The organism is Mycobacterium lentiflavum (assembly GCF_022374895.2).
GTDB classification, from domain to species: domain Bacteria; phylum Actinomycetota; class Actinomycetes; order Mycobacteriales; family Mycobacteriaceae; genus Mycobacterium; species Mycobacterium lentiflavum.
This window is the reverse complement of the sequence record NZ_CP092423.2, coordinates 1,579,113-1,597,895: the sequence shown is the minus strand read 5'-3', so window position 1 is coordinate 1,597,895 and position 18,783 is coordinate 1,579,113. Positions and strand designations below refer to the sequence as shown.

17 protein-coding genes are annotated in these 18,783 nt (G+C 63.4%); 7 read left to right on the top strand and 10 right to left on the bottom strand.

Annotation, left to right across the window (positions count from 1 at the left end):
• The first annotated feature begins 8 nt into the window (after positions 1 to 8).
• Positions 9 to 470 (top strand): zinc-binding dehydrogenase, encoded by a 462-nt coding sequence (locus tag MJO58_RS07755; RefSeq protein ID WP_350355915.1) that lies wholly within the window; start codon positions 9 to 11, stop codon positions 468 to 470.
• A 1-nt stretch (position 471) separates the two neighbouring features.
• Here the strand turns inward: MJO58_RS07755 and MJO58_RS07750 are convergent, their stop codons facing one another.
• The 8 genes from MJO58_RS07750 to MJO58_RS07715 all read right to left on the bottom strand — a co-directional run bounded on the left by MJO58_RS07750 (position 472) and on the right by MJO58_RS07715 (position 9,133).
• Positions 472 to 1,935, bottom strand: a complete 1,464-nt coding sequence (locus tag MJO58_RS07750; protein WP_090601001.1) for an MFS transporter — start codon at positions 1,933 to 1,935, stop codon at positions 472 to 474.
• A gap of 77 nt (positions 1,936 to 2,012) precedes the next feature.
• Positions 2,013 to 2,867, bottom strand: a complete 855-nt coding sequence (locus MJO58_RS07745; protein ID WP_350355910.1) for a 3-hydroxyacyl-CoA dehydrogenase family protein — start codon at positions 2,865 to 2,867, stop codon at positions 2,013 to 2,015.
• A gap of 8 nt (positions 2,868 to 2,875) precedes the next feature.
• Complete coding sequence (locus MJO58_RS07740) at positions 2,876 to 3,775, bottom strand: 3-hydroxyacyl-CoA dehydrogenase (protein WP_239722506.1); 900 nt, start codon at positions 3,773 to 3,775, stop codon at positions 2,876 to 2,878.
• A 215-nt stretch (positions 3,776 to 3,990) separates the two neighbouring features.
• On the bottom strand, positions 3,991 to 4,950 hold the full coding sequence (locus MJO58_RS07735; RefSeq protein WP_090600999.1) for a 3-hydroxyacyl-CoA dehydrogenase NAD-binding domain-containing protein: 960 nt from the start codon (positions 4,948 to 4,950) through the stop codon (positions 3,991 to 3,993).
• 28 nt (positions 4,951 to 4,978) lie between these two features.
• Positions 4,979 to 5,761 (bottom strand): crotonase/enoyl-CoA hydratase family protein, encoded by a 783-nt coding sequence (locus tag MJO58_RS07730; RefSeq protein WP_090600998.1) that lies wholly within the window; start codon positions 5,759 to 5,761, stop codon positions 4,979 to 4,981.
• Complete coding sequence (locus MJO58_RS07725; RefSeq protein ID WP_239722504.1) at positions 5,758 to 6,999, bottom strand: CaiB/BaiF CoA transferase family protein; 1,242 nt, start codon at positions 6,997 to 6,999, stop codon at positions 5,758 to 5,760. The genes MJO58_RS07730 and MJO58_RS07725 overlap by 4 nt, the downstream gene beginning before the upstream one ends.
• Positions 7,000 to 7,011: 12 nt before the next feature.
• Complete coding sequence (locus MJO58_RS07720) at positions 7,012 to 8,232, bottom strand: acyl-CoA dehydrogenase family protein (protein ID WP_175364376.1); 1,221 nt, start codon at positions 8,230 to 8,232, stop codon at positions 7,012 to 7,014.
• Between the two features lie 289 nt (positions 8,233 to 8,521).
• Positions 8,522 to 9,133 carry a QsdR family transcriptional regulator gene (locus MJO58_RS07715; protein WP_239722503.1) on the bottom strand — a complete coding sequence of 204 codons (612 nt, stop codon included), beginning with the start codon at positions 9,131 to 9,133 and terminating at the stop codon, positions 8,522 to 8,524.
• Positions 9,134 to 9,388: 255 nt separating this feature from the next.
• Here MJO58_RS07715 and MJO58_RS07710 point away from each other — a divergent pair, with 255 nt between their 5' ends.
• The 3 genes from MJO58_RS07710 to MJO58_RS07700 are packed head-to-tail and all read left to right on the top strand — an operon-like array spanning position 9,389 to position 12,569.
• Positions 9,389 to 10,153 (top strand): SDR family NAD(P)-dependent oxidoreductase, encoded by a 765-nt coding sequence (locus tag MJO58_RS07710; protein WP_239722501.1) that lies wholly within the window; start codon positions 9,389 to 9,391, stop codon positions 10,151 to 10,153.
• 10 nt (positions 10,154 to 10,163) lie between these two features.
• Positions 10,164 to 11,690, top strand: coding sequence for a WS/DGAT/MGAT family O-acyltransferase (locus MJO58_RS07705; RefSeq protein ID WP_239722500.1), 1,527 nt, complete (start codon positions 10,164 to 10,166; stop codon positions 11,688 to 11,690).
• 60 nt (positions 11,691 to 11,750) lie between these two features.
• Complete coding sequence (locus MJO58_RS07700; protein WP_239722498.1) at positions 11,751 to 12,569, top strand: helix-turn-helix domain-containing protein; 819 nt, start codon at positions 11,751 to 11,753, stop codon at positions 12,567 to 12,569.
• Here MJO58_RS07700 and MJO58_RS07695 read toward each other — a convergent pair.
• Both MJO58_RS07695 and MJO58_RS07690 read right to left on the bottom strand, forming a co-directional pair.
• A complete protein-coding gene (locus tag MJO58_RS07695; RefSeq protein WP_350355909.1) occupies positions 12,566 to 15,412 on the bottom strand; it encodes an MMPL/RND family transporter in 2,847 nt (948 codons plus the stop codon). The two genes, MJO58_RS07700 and MJO58_RS07695, sit on opposite strands and share 4 nt — an antisense overlap.
• On the bottom strand, positions 15,409 to 15,870 hold the full coding sequence (locus MJO58_RS07690) for an MmpS family transport accessory protein (protein ID WP_434086313.1): 462 nt from the start codon (positions 15,868 to 15,870) through the stop codon (positions 15,409 to 15,411). The genes MJO58_RS07695 and MJO58_RS07690 overlap by 4 nt, the downstream gene beginning before the upstream one ends.
• A gap of 278 nt (positions 15,871 to 16,148) precedes the next feature.
• Between MJO58_RS07690 and MJO58_RS07685 the strand changes: the two genes are divergently transcribed.
• From MJO58_RS07685 to MJO58_RS07675, 3 genes are read left to right on the top strand one after another with little or no spacing between them, the layout of a single operon-like run.
• Positions 16,149 to 16,472 carry a hypothetical protein gene (locus MJO58_RS07685; protein WP_090600992.1) on the top strand — a complete coding sequence of 108 codons (324 nt, stop codon included), beginning with the start codon at positions 16,149 to 16,151 and terminating at the stop codon, positions 16,470 to 16,472.
• A 2-nt stretch (positions 16,473 to 16,474) separates the two neighbouring features.
• Positions 16,475 to 17,524 carry an ABC transporter permease gene (locus MJO58_RS07680; RefSeq protein WP_239722496.1) on the top strand — a complete coding sequence of 350 codons (1,050 nt, stop codon included), beginning with the start codon at positions 16,475 to 16,477 and terminating at the stop codon, positions 17,522 to 17,524.
• 2 nt (positions 17,525 to 17,526) lie between these two features.
• A complete protein-coding gene (locus MJO58_RS07675; RefSeq protein WP_239722494.1) occupies positions 17,527 to 18,507 on the top strand; it encodes an ABC transporter ATP-binding protein in 981 nt (326 codons plus the stop codon).
• Positions 18,508 to 18,783 lie beyond the last annotated feature (276 nt).

The following is an 18,783-nucleotide window of genomic DNA, read 5'->3' as shown; positions in this document are numbered from 1 at the left end:
TACAACGTATTCGAATCCGACGTTGCCCGAGCCCGCACATCGAGACGGGCGGCGCTCCATTAAGGACAACGCAAGCTGCTGTTGCCAGCGCGATTGTTTGCTGGCGCGGTAACGAACTGGAAGACCTGACCGGCCGCCGGGAGGTCGATGCGGTGCTGGACTGCGCCGGCGCCAAAGAGTCTTTGGAGCTTGGGTTTTCGATCTTGGGCAAGGAAGGTGCGCTCACCTGTGCTGGCTTGATCGGACAGAGCGGTGCGCAGGTACCCATTTTTCCATTCGTGAGCGGAGAGAAGTCATACTGCGGATCGTTCTGGGGCAACCACAACGACCTGACCGAGGTTCTTGCGCTCGCCAGCCAGGGTCTGATCAAACACCACATTGTCGAAGTCAATTTGGACGACATCAACGAGCGTTTGGATGAGTTGGGGTGCGGCGACGTGGTCGGACGCGCGGTCGTCATCTTCGACTGAACTACGCGGCATCCTGGTCGTGTCTCGGGTGCCTGGTGGACGGGTCTTGGCAGGCGTGGTTGATTCCCGGCAGCACCTGGTGTGCGACGTCGGCACCGGTGCGAATGGTCAGCCACGCGGCGATTCCGCCGATCAGGCAGACACCCGCGCTGATGAGCATCGCCAGCGAGAAGCCGGGGCCGAGGGGTTGGCCGGGGCCCGCGCTGATGCCGGCCGCGACCGGGAGCACGGCGACGGCGAGGAGTCCGGCGATGCGCGAAATGGCGTTGTTGACGCCGGATGCGGTGCCCGCGTAGTCGTCGGGGACGGCGGCGAGGACAGCCGCGGTCAGTGGCGCGACGGTGATCGCGAGCCCGAGGCCGAACGCGACCACGGCGGGCAGCACCGCACCCAGGTACGTCGTCCCGGGCACGATGCGTGCCATCAGAGCCACGCCGAGGGCGGCGATGAACGGTCCGACCGTCATCGGGATTCGCGGGCCGGTTCGCTGCGCGAGCCCGCCTATCCACGGGGAGCCGATCAGCATGATGATCGTCATGGGTAGCGTCGCCAGCCCACTCCTCAACGCCGTGTAGTGCAGGCTTTGTTGAAGCTGCAGGACCAACAGGAACAACGCGCCACCCACTGCCGTGTATACGGCCAAAGTGGTGAGGTTGGCGCCGGTGAATTGTCGGGAACGAAAGAGCTTGAGCGGCAAGAACGGTGACCGCACCCGCTGTTCGATCAGGGGGAAGGCGGCCAACCCGGCCGCGCCGAGGACGGCGCCGGCCACCGTCGTCACAGTCCAACCGCGGGAAGGAGTTTCGATCAACGCGTAGACCATCCCGGCCAGGCCGACGGCGACAGCCGCGGTGCCGAGTATGTCCGGGCCCCCAGAGGCGGTCGGATTCCGGGATTCCGGGACGTGGCGCACGGCGATCCATGCCACCGCGACGGCGAGCGGAACGTTGAGCAAGAACACCCAGCGCCACGACACCGAGTCCACCAACCAGCCACCGATGAACGGGCCCAGCGCCGTCGTCACGCCGGACATCCCCGCCCAGATTCCCACCGCGCGACCTCGGTCGTCATCGCTGATTCCGGCGTCGATCAGGGCAAGACTGCCCGGAACCAGTGCGGCCGCGCCGACACCTTGGACCAGCCGGGCGACGATCAACCAGCCGATGGTCGGGGCGAGACCGCAGGCCAATGACGCCGCGGTGAAAACGGCCAGCCCGATCAGAAAGACACGGCGGCGGCCGTAGCGGTCGCCGGCCGCGCCCCCGGAGACAAGCAGAGCGCTCAGGGTCAGCAGGTAGCCATCCAGCACCCACTGCTGGCCGGCTAGATCCGCGCTCAGCTCCCGCCCGATCGTCGGCAGCGCAACGTTGACGACGGTGCCGTCCAGCATGGCCAGGCCCGAGCCGAGGACCGCTGCCGCGATCAGCCAGCGTGCACCGGGCGACGCCAACGGCAGTTGCTCCACAGCAGTGAATTTTGCGCGGTATCTCCGCCGCGCGTGCTAGCGGGACCGAAGTCGAGGTGATCGTGCACAGCAGGGCGTCACCGGCGATAGTCTTCGTAAAATCCGGCGCCGGACTTGACCCCCAACCGACCTTGCTCCAGATACCGTCGCAACACCTGGCGAGGTCCTTCGGGGTACTCCGGATGTTCAGCGCAATAGTGCTCTTCGATATCCAGCACAACATCGAGGCCGACTTGATCCATCATACGAAATGGACCGACGGCCGAACCGTTGTTGATTTGGTACATCTGGTCGACCTCCTCGGGTGTGGACACACCTTCGGCCACGACCTCGAGCGCCTCTCGTTTGATTGCCGCCCAGATTCGGTTGTAGATGAATCCGGTACTCTCCCTTCGTGCTTCGAAGGGGTAGAGCCCAAACCGAGGCAACGTCGCCAGCACGAAGTCAATGACGTCGCGGTCGGTCCGGCCGCACGACATGACGTCCACAGCGTTCTGTTTCGGCGGCATGTAGAAATGGATATTCAGGACGCGTTCCGAGTTGAGTACCTTTTCCAAAAACAGCCGGCTCGGGTAGGACGAAGAATTGCTGGCCAGGATCGCGTCGACGGCTGACAGTTCGTCGAGTTGTCCGAACATCTGCCGTTTCAGCTCGAGCCGCTCGGGGATCGCTTCGATGATCAGCCACGCGTTGCGCACCGCATCGCCAAGGTCCGAGTTGACCGAAACCTGTCCTGGTACATCGCTGTTCAACTTCTCTACCAGTGCCGGAAGACTCTGCGTGACGAAATCGACTGCGGCGCGGCGCTGCCCCTCCGCGAGGTCGTAGATCCGCACGTCAGCGCCGTGCGCGGCGAACATCAACGCGATACGGCGACCGAGCGTACCGGCGCCAATGACGGCTACTGGCCGGTTCGGAACGTCCTTCGGCACTGTGAAGGTCATGGCTTTCTCCCCTCGGGTAGTTCGGCGTAGGCGATGCCGGTGAGGTTGCCCTGGACGGCCCGGAGGGGTCGGCTGCCGGTTCCGTCGAGGGCGGCCGCCCACACGTTGCCGCCGAGGTCGGTGACGAACATGCGGTTGTTGGCTGGATCGAGTGCGATACCGATGCCTTCCATCAGGTGGGTCAACACGATTTCGGGTTCGGTGATGCCGATGGTGTCCAAGTGCGCCCGGTTGACGGTGTTGCCGTTCGGCGGGTCACCCCGGTCGGTCCAGTACAGCGTCCGGCTGGTGTGGTCGATTTCGAGATCGATTGGCTCGGGTAGGTCTTTGCACACCACCTCGATATCGCTGCGGCTGAACGCGAATTCGCCCGCGGGGAGATCGATTCCGGCCCGCAGGATTCTGCCGAGGCCGGCGTCGCTGGGGCCCTTCTGCGTCCAGTACAGATGGCCGCCGACGTGATCGACTGCGACCCCGACGCACCAGTTAGTTTCATCGCGACGGTCTTCGTCGCCGTGCCCGGACTGCACCAGAGTCTCAACGTTGGAACCATCGAGGTCGCAGCGCATCACCCGCATACCTTCCCGATCCGACCAGTACAGCTTGCGGTCGGCGGCGTCGAGATGGAGCTGCTTGGGGGTGTAAGTTCCGCCGCGGGGAACGATCGTGATGCGGTTGCCTCCATCGAGATCGACACGTTCGATCGACCCGTCGTTGGCCGACGGGGCCCCCATGTTGGTCCAATAGATGTGGCCGGCCTGCACATCGACCGCGACACCATCGGGGATGGGGCACCCGGTGACGATAAACGTCTTGTCGGAGCCGTCGGGGTTGATGCAGAACAGCCGTCCGTCACCGCTGGCTTCCAGCACGAACAATTTTCCGTTCGCAGTCATGATTTGTCCTTTCAATCTGAGTGCCTGTCAATGTCTTTGGCGCACTATTCGGCATATCCCGTTGTCGTTGGACGCTGCTGCGTGATGCTGCGGTCCGGCTTAGCGCCGTCTCGCGACACCAACGCGTAACCCGCGAGACCGAAGGTTATCGGTATCATCGCCGACACCTCACACATCGCGCTCAACATCGTTGTCTCCTTACAGCACAGTACTTTTCATGATTTCTGGACGGGAGATGACCCGCATTCGGCGCGCACCGCGAGCAGCCCGAACAGCATGTCGTCGCGTTCAGCGGCCAGTTCGTCGATTGATCGGCCGTCGGCTTCTTCGAGGACGCCTTTGACGATCTGGTGGGCCAGCTCCGGGGTGAGTTCGGGATTACCGAGCCCGGGCCAGCCGGCGGCCATGCGCGGCATCAGGTGTTCCATGAAGTGTTCGATGCCGCCTTCGCCGCCGCCGAGGTGCCACAGCAGGTTGGGTCCCATCACGCCCCAGCGCAGGCCGGGACCCCACGACACCGCGTCGTCGGCGTCGTTGACGTCGAGGACACCTTGGCTGATCAGGTAGACCACCTCCCGGTAGAGCGCGGATTGCAGCCGGTTGGCGACGTGACCGGGCAGCTCCTTCTTCAGGTGAATGGGCTTCTTGCCAATCGAGGCGTAGAAAACCATTGCGTCCTGGATGGTTTGGGGAGCCGTCTTTGTACCACCAACGACCTCTACCAGCGGGATGATGTGCGGTGGGTTGAACGGGTGACCTATCACCGTGCGCTCTGGGCGCCGGCATTCGGCCTGCATGACGGTCATCGTGATGCCCGACGAGCTCGAGGCGATGATCGACTCGGGCGGGGTAGCCTCGTCGATGTCGGCGAACAGCTTGACCTTCAGCTCCGGGCGCTCTGGCGCGTTCTCCTGCACGAAGTCGGCGTCCGCAAGGGCAGACTTCAGGTCGGAGGTGAACTTCAGCCGGTCCGGTGAGGCACCGGGCGACACTCCCAAAATCTGGGCACCCTCCCAAGCACCCGCCACGTAGGACCGAAGCGCGGTCTCTGCGCCCGGCGCCGGATCGGTGGCCGTGACATCGAAGCCGCGGGCGAGGTAGTGCGTCGCCCAACTTGCACCGATGGTGCCGGTACCGACAATTGCGATGTGTTGCACAGGCTTTTGCGAACTCATGATTGCTGCTCCTCAACTGCTGTTGGTCTCAGCGCCCGCGCCATACGGGTGCACGTTTTTCGGCGAACGCCAGCGCTCCTTCGTGGGCGTCCTCGGTGGCGAGCAGGCCGTGGGCATCTATGTCCTGTCGCTTGAAAGCTGCGGCGTCATCGAGGCCTTGGGTTTCTCGCAGGACCTTCTTGACCCTCGCCAACGCGAGCGGCGCGTTGACGGCGACGCGCGCCGCGAGTGATTGCGCCCCGGCCAATGCGGCCCCGGATTCGGTCAGCTCGCTGACCAGCCCGTACGCCTTGGCTTCGACCGCCCAAATCGGCTCGCCGGTGAGCAGCACCTTGACCGCAACGTGGTAAGGGATACGCCGCGGCAGCCGTATCACGCCACCTTCGCCGGCGATGAGTCCCCGTTTCACCTCAGGTAGGCCGAATTTGGCGTCCCGCGCCGCGACGATCAGATCGCAGGCCAGGGCCATTTCGAAGCCACCGCCCAGCGCCCATCCTTCGACCGCGGCGATCAGCGGCTTGCGCACCTCGGCTCGGGTGATTCCGCCGAAGCCACGGCCAGGAAGGATCGGAGTCTGCCCGTTTGCGAATGCCTTTAGGTCCATGCCCGCGCTGAATGTCGCGCCGGCGCCGGTGAGCACGCCGACCGACAGCGACGGATCGGAATCCAGCAGGTCAAGCGCGGATGCCAGTTGGACGGCGACCTCACGGCTGATCGCGTTGCGTTGTGCAGGACGGTTGACGGTGATCGTCAGGACGCCGTCTCGACGCTCGGTAAGCACCAGCTCCGTCGCCCGCTCTATGGTGGTCATTTCACTGTCTCCTGTTCTGAGGCAACGGGAATCGCTCCCGCAACTTGCAGTTGGCTGATGTCATCCGCACTGAATCCCAGCTGTGCGAGGATTTCGGCGTTGTGCTCTGCGTGCTCGGGTGCTCGCCGGGAACGAACTCTGGGCAGCCCGCGGAGTGTGATCGGGTTGTTGACGGTGTACTCCAGGTCCGCCGCACCCTCGATCGGCACGACGATCTCGGCGGCACGCAGCTGCGGGTCCCCGGCCGCTTCCTCGGGCGTCTGGATGATGCCGTAGGGAACGCGAGCCTTGTCGAGGACCTCTTTCCAATGCGCCAGGGGTTGGGCACGGAATTCGGTGTCGAGCAGAGCCGCCAATTCACCGGCGTGCTTGCTGATAGCCTGAACGTCGCTGAAGCGCGGATCGGACTGTAGGTCCGAGCGCCCGATGGCGCTGGCCAATACTGAAAACGCTGATCGCTTGGCGGCCAGCATGATCCAGCGGCCGTCACCGCACTCATACGGATTCGTCAGCGCGTTCACCGGCTTGTTGCGGTCATTCAGTTCGTAGGGCTTACCGCCGGCTAGGGCCGCCGATACCAGCGTTCCGGTCGCCCACACCCCGGTGGCCAGCAGCGAGGTGCCGACGTTGGCGCCCCGGCCCGTGCGTTCACGGTGATACAGCGCGGTGGTGATCGCTGCGTAAATCGCGACGGCGGTGGTGTAATCGCCGCTGCCCCAAGGTGGAGACGTCGGCGGTGCACCGGCATCGCGGGTCGCGGCGAGCAGCCCACTGCGTGACCAGAACGCGGTCAGGTCGAACCCAGGCAGCTTGGCGTCCGGGCCGGCATCGCCGAACCCGGTGATGTCGGCGTAGATGATCCGCGGGTTCCAGGACGACACCTCGTCGTAGCCCAGGTGCAGGCCCTCGCGAGTGCCGTGCGGGAAGTTGGTGATCAGCACGTCAGCCCATTCGACGAGACGCTTGAGGATTTGCGTCCCGCCCTCGGACTTCAGGTTGATCGACATTCCGCGCTTGTTGCGGTTGGCCAAGTGCCAGCTGTAGTTCCCCAGTGCCGCCGGGCTCGGCGGGACCGAGCTCAGCAGGCGCTGCGGGTCACCCATCCCCGGAGCCTCGACCTTGATGACGTCTGCCCCGAAATCTGACAGCATCGTTGCTGCGGCTGGCGCTGCGATAAAGCTCGCCAGTTCAACAACTTTCAGACCAGAAAAGACGGATTGCGTTGGTTGCGTTGTCATTTTGTCGTCTCCTTAAACGAACGCGCTCAGGCCGGTGACCGACTTGCCGACGATCAGCGTCTGCATCTCGCGGGTGCCCTCATAGGAGTAGAGGGCCTCGGAGTCCGCAACGAACCGGCCGATGTTGTAGTCGAGCACAATGCCGTTGCCGCCAAACAACTCCCGCGCCCAATGCACGGTCTCGCGCATGCGCGTCGTGCAGTAGGCCTTGGCCAGCGCGGACTGCTCATCGCGGTACACACCCTCGTGCTGGAGCTGGGCCAGGCGCACCATCATCCCGGCGCACGCCGTGGCGTTACCGAGCATCTTGACCAACAGGTCCTGGACCATCTGGAATTTGCCGATCGGGCGACCGAATTGGGTGCGTTTCGTGGCGTAGGCCAATGCGAGCTCATAGGCCGCGAACTGGACTCCGACCGCCTGCCACGCCACACCGCTGCGCGTGCGGCGCAGGATTTCTGCGGTGTCGCGGAACGATTTCGCGTTCGGCATCCGGTTGGCTTCGGGAACCCGGCACTCGTCGAGCACGATGTCGGCGTTCTGCACGATGCGCAGCGCGAACTTGTTTTCGATCTTCGTCGCGGTGAAACCGGGAGTGCCCTTCTCCACCACGAAGCCCAACACCTTGCTGGTCTCGACGTCGCGGGCCCACACCACCACCAGATCGGCGAAGGTGGCGTTGCCGATCCAGCGCTTGGCGCCGTTGAGCACCCATTCGTCACCGTCGCGGCGGGCGGTAGTCTCCATCCCGCCCGCCACGTCGGAGCCGCCGTGTGGCTCGGTCAACGCGAACGCGCCGATCTTCTCGAAACGACTCATTGCGGGCAGCCAGCGACGCTTCTGTTCGTCGGATCCGCAGGTGAGGATGGAGCCTATCGCCAGCCCCGAGTGCACCCCGAAGAACACCGAGAGCGATGGGTCTGCGTGCGCCATCTCCATCGCGGTGATGCCCGTCATCAGGTTGCTCGGCGCGGGATCCGAGGAATTAGGATCGGCCCAGTCCAGTAGGCCCAGCTTCGCGAACCCCTTGACCAGCTCGTGCGGGAACTCGGCCCGCGCCCAGTAGCTTTCGACGATCGGGGCGGCCTCCGTGCGGAAGAATTCGCGGATGCGGGCGACCTTCTCCCGCTCCGCATCTGACAGCAGCTCCTCGTAGGAGTAAAAATCGGCCGGCAGCAGTCCGCGCTCCAGATACGGCTGGGGAGTCGAAGGCAGCGTCACTGTGGTGGTCATGGCATCCTCTCTCGCTTGGTGTTTGCGTGGGTCCGGCCGATTTGCTTGCTGGCCACTAGCCCATACGTTCACCATCCGCGCTCTGCGAATGAGCTGGGGATGCCGCCTTTATCCCCGGTACTGACAGGGACAGGCTTACGCGCTGGTCGCGCGGCGAGGCATTACCAGGCGGGCTGGTTCTTACTACGCCGCTTCATCAGATCTGCGCACCGGCCACAATCGGGGCGCGTACGCAGACGCCGAATTTGCACAAGTGTTGTGGCAGTGAGCGTTAACCGCAGCGAGAGGGTCAATTGGTATCGGAGTCGTGGTGTCCGAGAAGTGCCCCAACCGCTAATTCCGCCATTGCGATATCAGGTTCCTCGCCGGTGATGTATTCGGCGTACAGGAACGACTCGACGATCCGGAGGATGAGGTAGGCCAAATCATGCAGCGGAAGTCTTGAATGCAGGTTGCCCTGTGAGACCTCGTCCTTCAGTAGGGTCTCGATGGCGGCCACCAGGCCCCCCTGCACTGGGCCGGCGCGGGTGGTGAGAATTCTCAGCGCACGTTCCGGCTCTCGTCGCAGAAATTCGCGAAGGAAATCGGCTCGGTCGAGCATGGCCGCAAAGTGGCCGATCGCCCCGGTGATGCGCTGCGCCCCGTTGCCGTCGGAGGCCTCGACCGCGGCAGTAAGCGCCGGCTCTGCCAGCGACCACAGAATCTCGCCGAGCAGGTCATTGCGCCCGCCGACCCAGCGAAACAGGGTGGCACGGTTTACGCCGAGTTCATGGGCCAGTTCCTGCATCTCGATGCGGCGCCCGGCCGTGAACCACCGCCGGGCAACCCGGAAGGCGGTCAAGGCATCAGGCTTGCGCTCCTCCGCCAACATGCGGGAGAGGGGCGTTTCGGCATGCGGCATATGCACCAGACTACCAAATGTTGCCCACCGTTGGGCCAACCAAGTGTGAAATAGTGGCCATGACGACGTATGAGTTCACGAACTCCGTTATTTACGAACGTATTACGCGAGCCTTCGGACTCAGGCGGGGCGGTCGACCGGAACACCGGAGTGTGATAGATGTCGCATTAGATGCATGTGTGCAACAGATACAAATATGATGCATAGTGTTGGAGAACGGGCGTGGGCCCCGTTCGGACCTAGAGGAGTGTCGCGATGCCCGTGCTTGACCGCTTTCGTATTGACGACCGGGTGGCCGTCGTCACCGGCGCGTCCAGCGGCCTCGGAGTTGCGTTCGCGCAGGCCCTGGCCGAGGCGGGCGCCCATGTGGCGCTCGGCGCCCGGCGCGTCGACCGGTTGCAGCAGACACGTGCGCGGGTCGAGGCAGCCGGCGGAAAAGCTGTGGCGGTCCCAACGGATGTGACCGACCCCGGCGACTGCCGCGCTTTGGTGCGCGCCGCGCTGGATGAATTTGGGCGGGTGGACATTCTGGTGAACAACGCCGGGGTGGGAACCGCAGTGCCGGCGACTCGCGAGACTCCGGACCAGTTCCGATCGGTCATCGACCTCAATCTCAACGGCTGCTACTGGATGGCCCAGGAATGTGGTCGCGTGATGCAACCGGGCAGCTCGATCATCAACGTCAGCAGCGTGCTCGGCTTGACCACCGCGGGGCTGCCGCAGGCCGCCTATGCGTCGTCCAAAGCCGGGTTGATCGGCCTGACCCGCGACCTTGCCCAGCAATGGACCGGGCGCCGGGGTATCCGCGTAAACGCAATCGCGCCGGGCTATTTCGCATCCGAGATGACCGACCAATTCGAGACCGAATACTTCGACTCAGCGATCCTGCCGCGCACACTATGCGGGCGTCTCGGTGAGCCCGAAGAACTCAGCGCCGCACTGCTGTTCCTCGCCAGCGACGCCAGCAGCTACATCACCGGAATCACGCTGCCCGTTGAAGGCGGAATGCTCACCACGTAAGGAACCATGCGTGAAGCAACTCAGCGGCCTGGACGCGACGTTTCTGTACATGGAGACGCCGACGACCTTCGGGCACGTCACGGGATTGATGATCTTCGAGCGGCCCAGCGCAGACTACGACCCATTCGCGGCTGTCTACGCCAAGTACGCCTCCCTCGTCGGACAGCTCGAGCCACTGCGCCGCCGCCTTGTCGAGGTGCCATTCGGACTGGACCATCCGTACTGGGTAACCGACCCTAAACTCGACCTCGACTTCCATATCAGGGAAATCCATCTGGCCAATCCGGGCATGGTCGATCAACTGGCCGATCAGGTTTCCCGGATTGTCGGTCGCCCCATGGATCGGACGCGTCCGCTGTGGGAGGTCTATGTCGTCGACGGCCTGCACAGCGGACGGTGGGCGCTGCTCACCAAGTATCACCACGCCACCATCGACGGGGCCGCCGGGCAGCTCATGCTGAAGATCCTCACCGATCCCGACGCCGACGCGCCAGCGCCGGGCAGTGGCCCCCTTTGGGTGACCGAGCCGGTGCCGAGCACCGTGGAGCTGTTGCGGCGCACCGCGGTCCAACTTGCTCGAAATCCGTTCAAGGCCATGCGGATTCAAGCACGTCTAGTTGGCAAGGTCGCCCACGCCGCAGGTGTCAACAGCGTCAGCGGCGCGGCCGGGCAGGCCGGGGCAGCGGTCAAGGCCGTCGCCCGGCTCGGTCGCCCCGACGGGCCCCGCATCTTCCCGACGACGCAGGCGCCACCGACCCCGTGGAACAAGTCGATCACAAGTCATCGCCGATTCGCGATGCGCACAACATCTTTGGCGAATGTCAAGGCGCTCAAGAACGCCACCGGAGGCACCGTGAATGACATCGTGATGGCAATCTGCGCGGGCGGGCTCCGCCAGTATCTGCTGTCTCATGACGCGCTGCCCGAGCGGCCGCTGCGCGCCATGGTGCCGGTGTCGACCCGCACCGGTGACGAGGACGACCCATGGACCAACCGTGTCTCGGCCCTCGTCGCCGAGTTGCCGACCAATTGTGCCGACCCGCTGGAACGCATCGCTCGATGCCGCGAGGCGATGCAAAACGCGAAGCGCACCCTCGACATGGTGCCGGCCGATGAACTGGTCGACCTGACCCAGCTCTCCACTCCGGTGCTGACCACCTCGGCGGTGCGACTCGCGTCGCGGCTGCGGTTGGCTGATCGTTTCGCACAGCCGTTCAACCTGGTGATCTCCAACGTGCCGGGGCCGCGCCAGCCCAGGTATATCGCGGGCGCCCGACTTTGCCATCAGTTCCCGGTGTCAATCGTCACCGACGGACAGGGACTCAATATCACCGTGGTGAGTTACCTCGACAGACTCGATTTCGGCTTCATCGCCGACCGTGACCTGGTGCCCGATGTGTGGGACCTCGCCGACATGCACATCGACGAGATCGGACGGTTGTTCGAAGCCAGCGGAGCGGAATGGGTGCAACCGCCGCAACCGCCTCATCCTCGACGCGGGCGGGTGAGACGCGACCAGGCCGACGCCATCGGCTGAGCTGAAGCGTCGGTAGCAAAGTATCAACAGTTCACCAGCGGGCAGGTTTAGACTCGAACGGTGGCGACGAAAGCCAACGCGCTGGGTGATTACCTGCGCGCCCGGCGCCAGCAGGTGCGGCCCGAGGACGTCGGCCTGGTGCCGGGGGCGCGGCGCCGTGTCGAGGGTTTGCGCCGCGAAGAGCTGGCAATGCTGGCCGGAATCAGTGCCGAGTACTACTTGCGATTGGAAGTGGGCCGCGACAAGAACCCATCGCAGCAGGTTATCGACGCGCTCGCCCAGGCGTTGCGCCTCGAACCCCTGGCCAGGCAGCATCTGCAGTACCTGGCCGCTCCGACCGGGTCGGATCTGTGTCATGTGGAAGCAGCACCGGCCTACGCATTCCCAGAGGTAATCAACGAGTTTTTGATACCGGCCGCCCTGGTCAACAGGTACCTGGATGTCATGGCGGCAAATCCGATGGCGCGCGCGCTGTCGCCTGAGTTCACACCCGGACAGAATTTCCTGCGCTGGCGCCTGCTAGACCCCGCCGCCCGGCAGCTCTATGTCAATTGGGACGACGCAACAGCAAGTGCGGTCTCTGGTTTGCGCGACCTTGGCGGTCGCTGGCCGGAGGAACCTCGCATGCGGGCTCTGGTTGATGAATTATGTTCTGCCAGTGATCGTTTCCGCGAACTATGGCCACGCGCGGATGTGGGTTACCGCTTGGGTATCCATCATTACCGTCATCCGCTCGTCGGCGAGCTTTATCTGCACCGGAGCAGGTTGAACGCTCCGTATCCAGGGGGTGAGCACGTGGTGATGTATCGCGCCGAGGCGGGCAGCGTCTCGGCGCAGGCACTCGACGAACTCCGGCGCCGGTCGACCCCGGCTGGCTAGCGCGCCACGCCAAGGCCGGGGCTCCTTCGAATCTTTTGGGGCCACCAGAACCACGGACCGAGTATCCGGGCAAGCGGCATCACCAAGAAAAGACGCACGATCATCATGTCGAAAATCAACCCGATACAGATCGTAGAGCCCGCTTGGCCGATGTTCACGACGTCGCTGGAAAGCAGCGCAAGCATCGTGCCGGCAAGGACGAGGGCCGCGGTCACCACGACGTTTCCCGAACCCGCCATCGCCCGAATCAGGCCGGTCCCGAATCCGGCGTCAATCTCCTCTTTGTAACGTGACAACAGCAGCAGGTTGTAGTCGCAGCCCACTCCGACAAGGACGATGAAAGAAATCGGAATCGTCAGCCAATGCAGTTGTATGCCCAGGAGTGTCTCCCATACAAAGGTGGCCAATCCCAAACTTCCTGCGAAAGAAAGGATTACGGTGATAAGCACGACGATTGAGCCAGCCAGCGCCCGGGTGATCATCAAGACGATGATGAACACCAGCCCGAACGTCGCAAGCATCATAATAATCAGGTCGTTGTACGAGAAGTCTTCCACGTCACGGTAATTCGACGAGGCACCTGCTACGTAGAGCTGTGCATTCGATAGCGGCGTGCCCTTGATGGATTCTTGCGCTGCTGCGGACACGTCCCTGATCTGTTTGATTCCCTCCGGGCTCATCGCTTCACCCTGGTGATAGACGATGGTGCGGGCACCCCTGCCATCGGGCGTCATGAAGAAGTCCATGCCGACCTTGAAGTCGGGTGTGGTGAGCGCGTCTGGCGGCAGGAAGAAAAAGTCGTCATTCTTTGCGGCATCGAAGGCCTGGGCCATGTCGACCAAGGGGTTAATAAAAACGTCCAGCTGCGGAATGAGTGCATGCAACGTGCTTTGCAACGTGAGAGTCAACGACCGTATTGACTCCAGATTGGTTGCCACGGCGTGTATCTGGGTGATGATCCGCGGGGTGACCGCGTCGATGATCGTGAGGCCGTGCACCTCATTCCCCAGCTCGTTGGTTATCTCGTCGACGCTGTCGACGGACTCCAGCAGGGAACGCAGTGCCCAGCATATCGGGACATCGAAGCAGTGTTTCTCCCAGTAGAAGTAGCTGCGCATAGGCCTGGAGAAGTCGTCGTAATCGGCGAGGTGATCGCGGGCCTCCTCGCTGAAAGACTTTAGCCTCTCTGCGGATTCGCGCGATATGTGGGTGCCAACGCTCAACTCTTGGGTGATGTCTTCCAATCGCCTGGTTATTTCGATCACGCTGCCTGTCTTGGCCGCCAACGTGTCGATGTCGGCTACGCGATCACGGAGGAACCCGATATTCTCGCCGAGTTTGGTTCCCATGGCGCCCAAGGAATACGGAAGTGACGCGTGTTCGATCGCTCGGCCGTTGGGTCTGGTGATGCCTTGCACCAGCGCGATACCCGGAAGACGGATGAGGCTCTTGGCGATTCGGTCCAGGGTGATCATGTCGGTGGTGTTGCGCATGTCGTGATCGGCTTGCACGTAGAGAACGTCGGTGGACAGTTCACTTTTGGGGAAGTGTCTGTCGGAGGCGGCATAACCTTTGCTCGACTCGACGGTCGCGGGCGCGAAATCCCGGTCGTTGTAACTCACCTTGTAGGACGCGAGATTGAGGATGGCTAAGGGGATCACCAGGATCGCTATCGCCAGCACCGCCGCCGGCCACCGAGCGATAGCAGTCCCCAGCCTGCGCCACATGGGGCCCGTCGGCCGCGGTGCCTCTAAGTATTTGATCTTGCTGCCCAAGGTAAGCAGGGCGGGGCCGAGGGTGAGCGCACCGGCAACGGCGACCACCATCGCCACAAAGCAAGGCGGCCCCAGCGTGCGGAAGTAGTTCAGCTTGGTAAGGCTGAGGCAGAGCGTCGCCCCTGAGATCGCCATGCCGGATCCCATGACCACATGCGACGTGTTAGCGACCGACGTGTAGTAGGCGGCTTCTTTGTCGAAGCCTGCTCGCCGTGCCTCGTGGTATCGACCAAGATAAAAGATGCCGTAGTCGGTACTGACACCGAGCACCAAAGCCACGACCATGTTCGTCGCGAACGACGAGATACCAAGTACGTGCAGCCCCACGAAGAACGAGACGACACCTCGTGCGGTCGCCAACGTAATGAGGACTCCGGCCAGGGGTATCAATGCTCGCGTAGCCGAGCGGTACGCGATGAGCAGCATCACGATGATGAGGATGATCGTCACGATCGTCAGCGTGGTCAGGCTCTCGTCTGCGGCGTGCAGAGTATCTGAAGCGAGCGGAGAGGGGCCGCTGACATAGACATTGAGTCCGCTTGGTTTTGGAACCTTGGCCACGATGTCTCGAATTGCGTTAATCGAGTGATTCGAGCTGGCATCGCCCAAATCGCCGGTGGGTCGCACTGTTAGCGTCGCGGCTTCGGCATCGGCGCTTTGCTGCCCCGACATCGTCACCGGCTTGCCCCATAGGTTCAACAGCGACTGCACGTGCTGTTTGTCTTGCTGCAACCGGCGGACCACTTCGTTGTAATACTGGTGGTCTTGTTCACCGAGCTTGCGGCCCTTGGTCTCGAACAGTATGACGGCGGCGCTGGTGTAATCAGATTCGTGAAATGCCCTGCCTTGCAGGATGGCCGCCTGCGACGACGGCGCATCGCGAGGGACTTCGGCCTCGGCATTGGCTGCGGTATTCACTTCGATGGACGGTACGAACACGTTCGTCACGATGGCGGCCAGTATCCAGAAGACGAGTATCGGAATTGCGAGCGCGCGAAGTGCTTTCGCGACGCGAGGCCGCTCCACCTCTTCGGCATCCGGGCGCGGGTGGGGCACAGCGGTGCTCATGCCGCGGTCACCGTGCATGCGACCGCCGCCGAGTCATGGGCAACCGAGTGCTCATCGCGGACCTGGCCGTCGACAAGAATCCGACAACCCACCGAATCGCCCTCGACCTGTGCGACAAGACTCAACGTGGCCGAGGACGCCATCGTGGTTTCCGAATGAGACCAGGGCAGCGACGCAAGCGTCACCTCGATCGGCCGACTGTCGAGATCCGCGTACGTCACTTTCCCGCCGCCGCCGAGGGCTCCAAAGACCTCGTAGGTGACGTTCTTTGGGTTGATCTGCACGATGGTCGCGGGAATGGTGGGTGTGGCGGGCGGGTTGCTGATCGCGTCGGACGAGCGTCGAACCATGTTCACGCCGTAAACGACGACGGTGGCGACAACGAGGATGACCGCTAGAAGCCACAGCTTGCTGAAGATTTGGCCGATATTTCGCCGCTTGGGCCGCCTCGTCTCCACAGCCAATACCTTTCGACCCGGGTATGACCGCCGACGAGGTGCCGCGCTAGGCCAGCACCGTAGTCCCAGCGCCGTTGCTGCCACCCAGTCGGTGTGTTTGCAGAGCCTACAACCACTTCGCCGATTCGCCCAGAGCGAAATCTGTCCACAAACCCGATCCTGTCCCTGCCACTACTGGGGATAAATGCGGCATCCCCAGCCGATCGCCGGGGCGGCGATGGTGGACACACGGCCCTTAGTGCGGCCTTTTTCGAACATCAGACGGGAGGGAGGATGCCGTGACTGCCACAGTGATGTTGAGCGCACGGCCCCGTGCGGAGCAGGCGCCCGACCGGCGGCATGGGATTGTGTCCACCGGTTCGGGTCTCGCTCGGCTGACCGCGACACGGGCGCTCAAGCATTCGGAGATGAATGCTGTTGACGCACTTACGTTTGTGATGCGCTTTGCCGCGCGAGGCACGGCACAAGTTCACAACCAAGCATCGCTCTGGTTTCACCCCATACCCACGACGGCGGCTGCACTGATCACCCTTGGTTTGCTTATCGCGCTGTATGCCAAACATGTTGCCGCTCAGGCCCGCATGCGCGACGGAAGGTGGTAACCATGCTATTCACCGCATTGCGCGACATGCAGTGGCGCAAATGGCGCTTCGTGATCGCGATCATCGTTACCGGGCTCGTATTCGCGATGACGCTCATCCTCACCGGGCTCGCGAACGGGTTCCGAGTGGAGGATGAGCGCACCGTCGAGTCCCTGGGCGTTGACGTGTTCCTGATCAAATCCGGTGCGACCGGACCCTTCCTGGGTTCCGCACCGTTCCCGCAGGCGGAACTGAAGATGGTCGCCAGCGAGCCGGGAGTCGTTGCCGCGGCTCCCCTCACGTACAAGGGTGCGACGTTCAAGAATGGCGACTCCACGCACCCAGCTGCCATGTTCGGGGCACCGGCATATGGTCCGGGTATGCCGGCGATGTCCGAGGGCAGGGCACCAGAAAGCCCCGACGAACTGGCGGTTTCAAGCACGATTGGCCGCCGGATTGGCGAAGAGCTCGAGGTCGGTTCGCGCAAGCTGCTGATCGTCGGCATCGTCAACGATTCCACCTCGCTCGCAAAGACACCCAACCTCTTCGTGACGACCGAGGGGGTTCAACAACTGGAGTTCGGCGGCCAGCCGCTCATCTCCTCGATCGGAGTTCGGGGCACACTCTCGCAGGTTCCCGACGGCTACCGGGTTGTCAACCGGACGGTCGCGGTCGACGACCTCATGCGGCCCACCAGGATTGCCGTCCAAGCAATCAGGATTGTTGCCATTCTGCTGTGGATCGTGGCGGCGTTGATTGTGGGCGGTGTCGTCTATCTGTCCGCCCTTGAGCGCATGCGTGACTTCGCGGTATTCAAGGCGATCGGCGTCGCGACGCGATCGGTACTGGCCGGCCTTGTGCTGCAAGCGATCGTCGTCGCCACCCTCGCTGCGGCCTTCGGCGCCGGGCTTGCCCGCTTGCTCGCACCGCTGTTCCCGATGAACGTCATCGAACCCCCAGCGGCCTACCCACTACTGGCGGTCATCGCCGGCGGGGTCGGCGTGCTGGCCAGCGCCACGGCAGTCCGACGGGCTGCCGCCGTCGATCCCGCACACGCATTCGGAGGTCCCTAATCATGGTCGGTTTACGCATCGATGACCTCGTCGTCGAATACTCAAGCGGCGGCAATGCCATCCGCCCGATCGACGGGCTGAACCTTGAACTGGACGCCGGCTCGTTGACCATCCTGCTCGGCCCCAGCGGCTGCGGGAAAACGACACTGCTCTCGTGCCTCGGTGGACTCCTGACACCCACGGCCGGCCGGATCACCGTCGGTGACGTGGGAGTGACCGGGCTTAGCCGCCGTGCGATGACGCAATACCGACGGCGCGACGTCGGCATCGTGTTCCAGGCGTTCAACCTGGTGCCAAGCTTGACGGCGCTCGAGAACGTTATGGTGCCGCTGCGCGCAGCAGGAAGGTCACGCGGCCAGGCGCGCCTGCGCGCCGAGGAGCTGCTGACCCGTGTCGGGTTGCGGGACAGGATGTCCCATCGACCGGGCGATCTCAGCGGCGGCCAGCAACAACGGGTAGCGGTCGCGCGCGCGATCGCCCTCGATCCGCCGCTGATCCTGGCTGACGAACCGACAGCACATCTCGACTACCTCCAGGTCGAGGAGATACTCCGCCTGATTCGCGAACTTGCGACCGGCGATCGCATGGTCGTCGTGGCCACCCATGACCCTCGGTTACTCCCGATGGCCGACCGTGTGATCGAGATGGTGCCGACGACGACCTTGGTCAACCGCGCCCACGAGACGATTCAGCTCAAGGCGGGAACAGTGCTGTTCGACCAAGGCGCGCTATCCGATCTGATTTACACAGTCTCTGAAGGAGAGCTCGAGATGATCCGCCAACCGGCGGACGGCAGCCAAGAAGTACTCCGAATCGCCAAGTCCGGCGACTACTTCGGCGAGATCGGACCGCTGTTCGGTCTGCCGCGCTCCGCCACCGTGCGCGCCCGCACCGACGCGGTGGTAACCGGCTACAGCGTCCCTGCCTTCCGGAGGCAAATCGGGGCCGATGCCGAACGGGGACGCGAGCCCGCAATGGATTAGGGCCAGCAGGTAGGGCTGAGGCTGTATACCCCGACCCGCTATGACCTGCAGACCCGCCCGATACCACCGGCCCGTCCCGGCCAGGTCCGGGATTCGCTTAACAGCTGTGCCCGTTCATGCCAGTGATCTGCAACCACCCGGGTCCGATATGGATTTGTCCCGGAATTCCCCGCGTACCCGGAATCGAATCCGTGATCGACGAACTAGGCAGCGACACAGACGGTTTGACCGTCGGGCAACGGGACGGGGCAGGAGTATGTCGTCGCAGATGTAGGT

What these genes read in the sequence shown, in the direction of transcription:
- MJO58_RS07675 (WP_239722494.1), top strand. Translation starts at nt 17,527, where the DNA reads ATGGTCGGTTTACGCATCGATGACCTCGTCGTCGAATACTCAAGCGGC.
- MJO58_RS07735 (WP_090600999.1), bottom strand. Translation starts at nt 4,950, where the DNA reads ATGAGTTCGCAAAAGCCTGTGCAACACATCGCAATTGTCGGTACCGGC.
- MJO58_RS07695 (WP_350355909.1), bottom strand. Translation starts at nt 15,412, where the DNA reads ATGAGCACCGCTGTGCCCCACCCGCGCCCGGATGCCGAAGAGGTGGAG.
- MJO58_RS07715 (WP_239722503.1), bottom strand. Translation starts at nt 9,133, where the DNA reads ATGCCGCATGCCGAAACGCCCCTCTCCCGCATGTTGGCGGAGGAGCGC.
- MJO58_RS07680 (WP_239722496.1), top strand. Translation starts at nt 16,475, where the DNA reads ATGCTATTCACCGCATTGCGCGACATGCAGTGGCGCAAATGGCGCTTC.
- MJO58_RS07730 (WP_090600998.1), bottom strand. Translation starts at nt 5,761, where the DNA reads ATGACCACCATAGAGCGGGCGACGGAGCTGGTGCTTACCGAGCGTCGA.
- MJO58_RS07740 (WP_239722506.1), bottom strand. Translation starts at nt 3,775, where the DNA reads ATGACTGCGAACGGAAAATTGTTCGTGCTGGAAGCCAGCGGTGACGGA.
- MJO58_RS07710 (WP_239722501.1), top strand. Translation starts at nt 9,389, where the DNA reads ATGCCCGTGCTTGACCGCTTTCGTATTGACGACCGGGTGGCCGTCGTC.
- MJO58_RS07725 (WP_239722504.1), bottom strand. Translation starts at nt 6,999, where the DNA reads ATGACAACGCAACCAACGCAATCCGTCTTTTCTGGTCTGAAAGTTGTT.
- MJO58_RS07720 (WP_175364376.1), bottom strand. Translation starts at nt 8,232, where the DNA reads ATGACCACCACAGTGACGCTGCCTTCGACTCCCCAGCCGTATCTGGAG.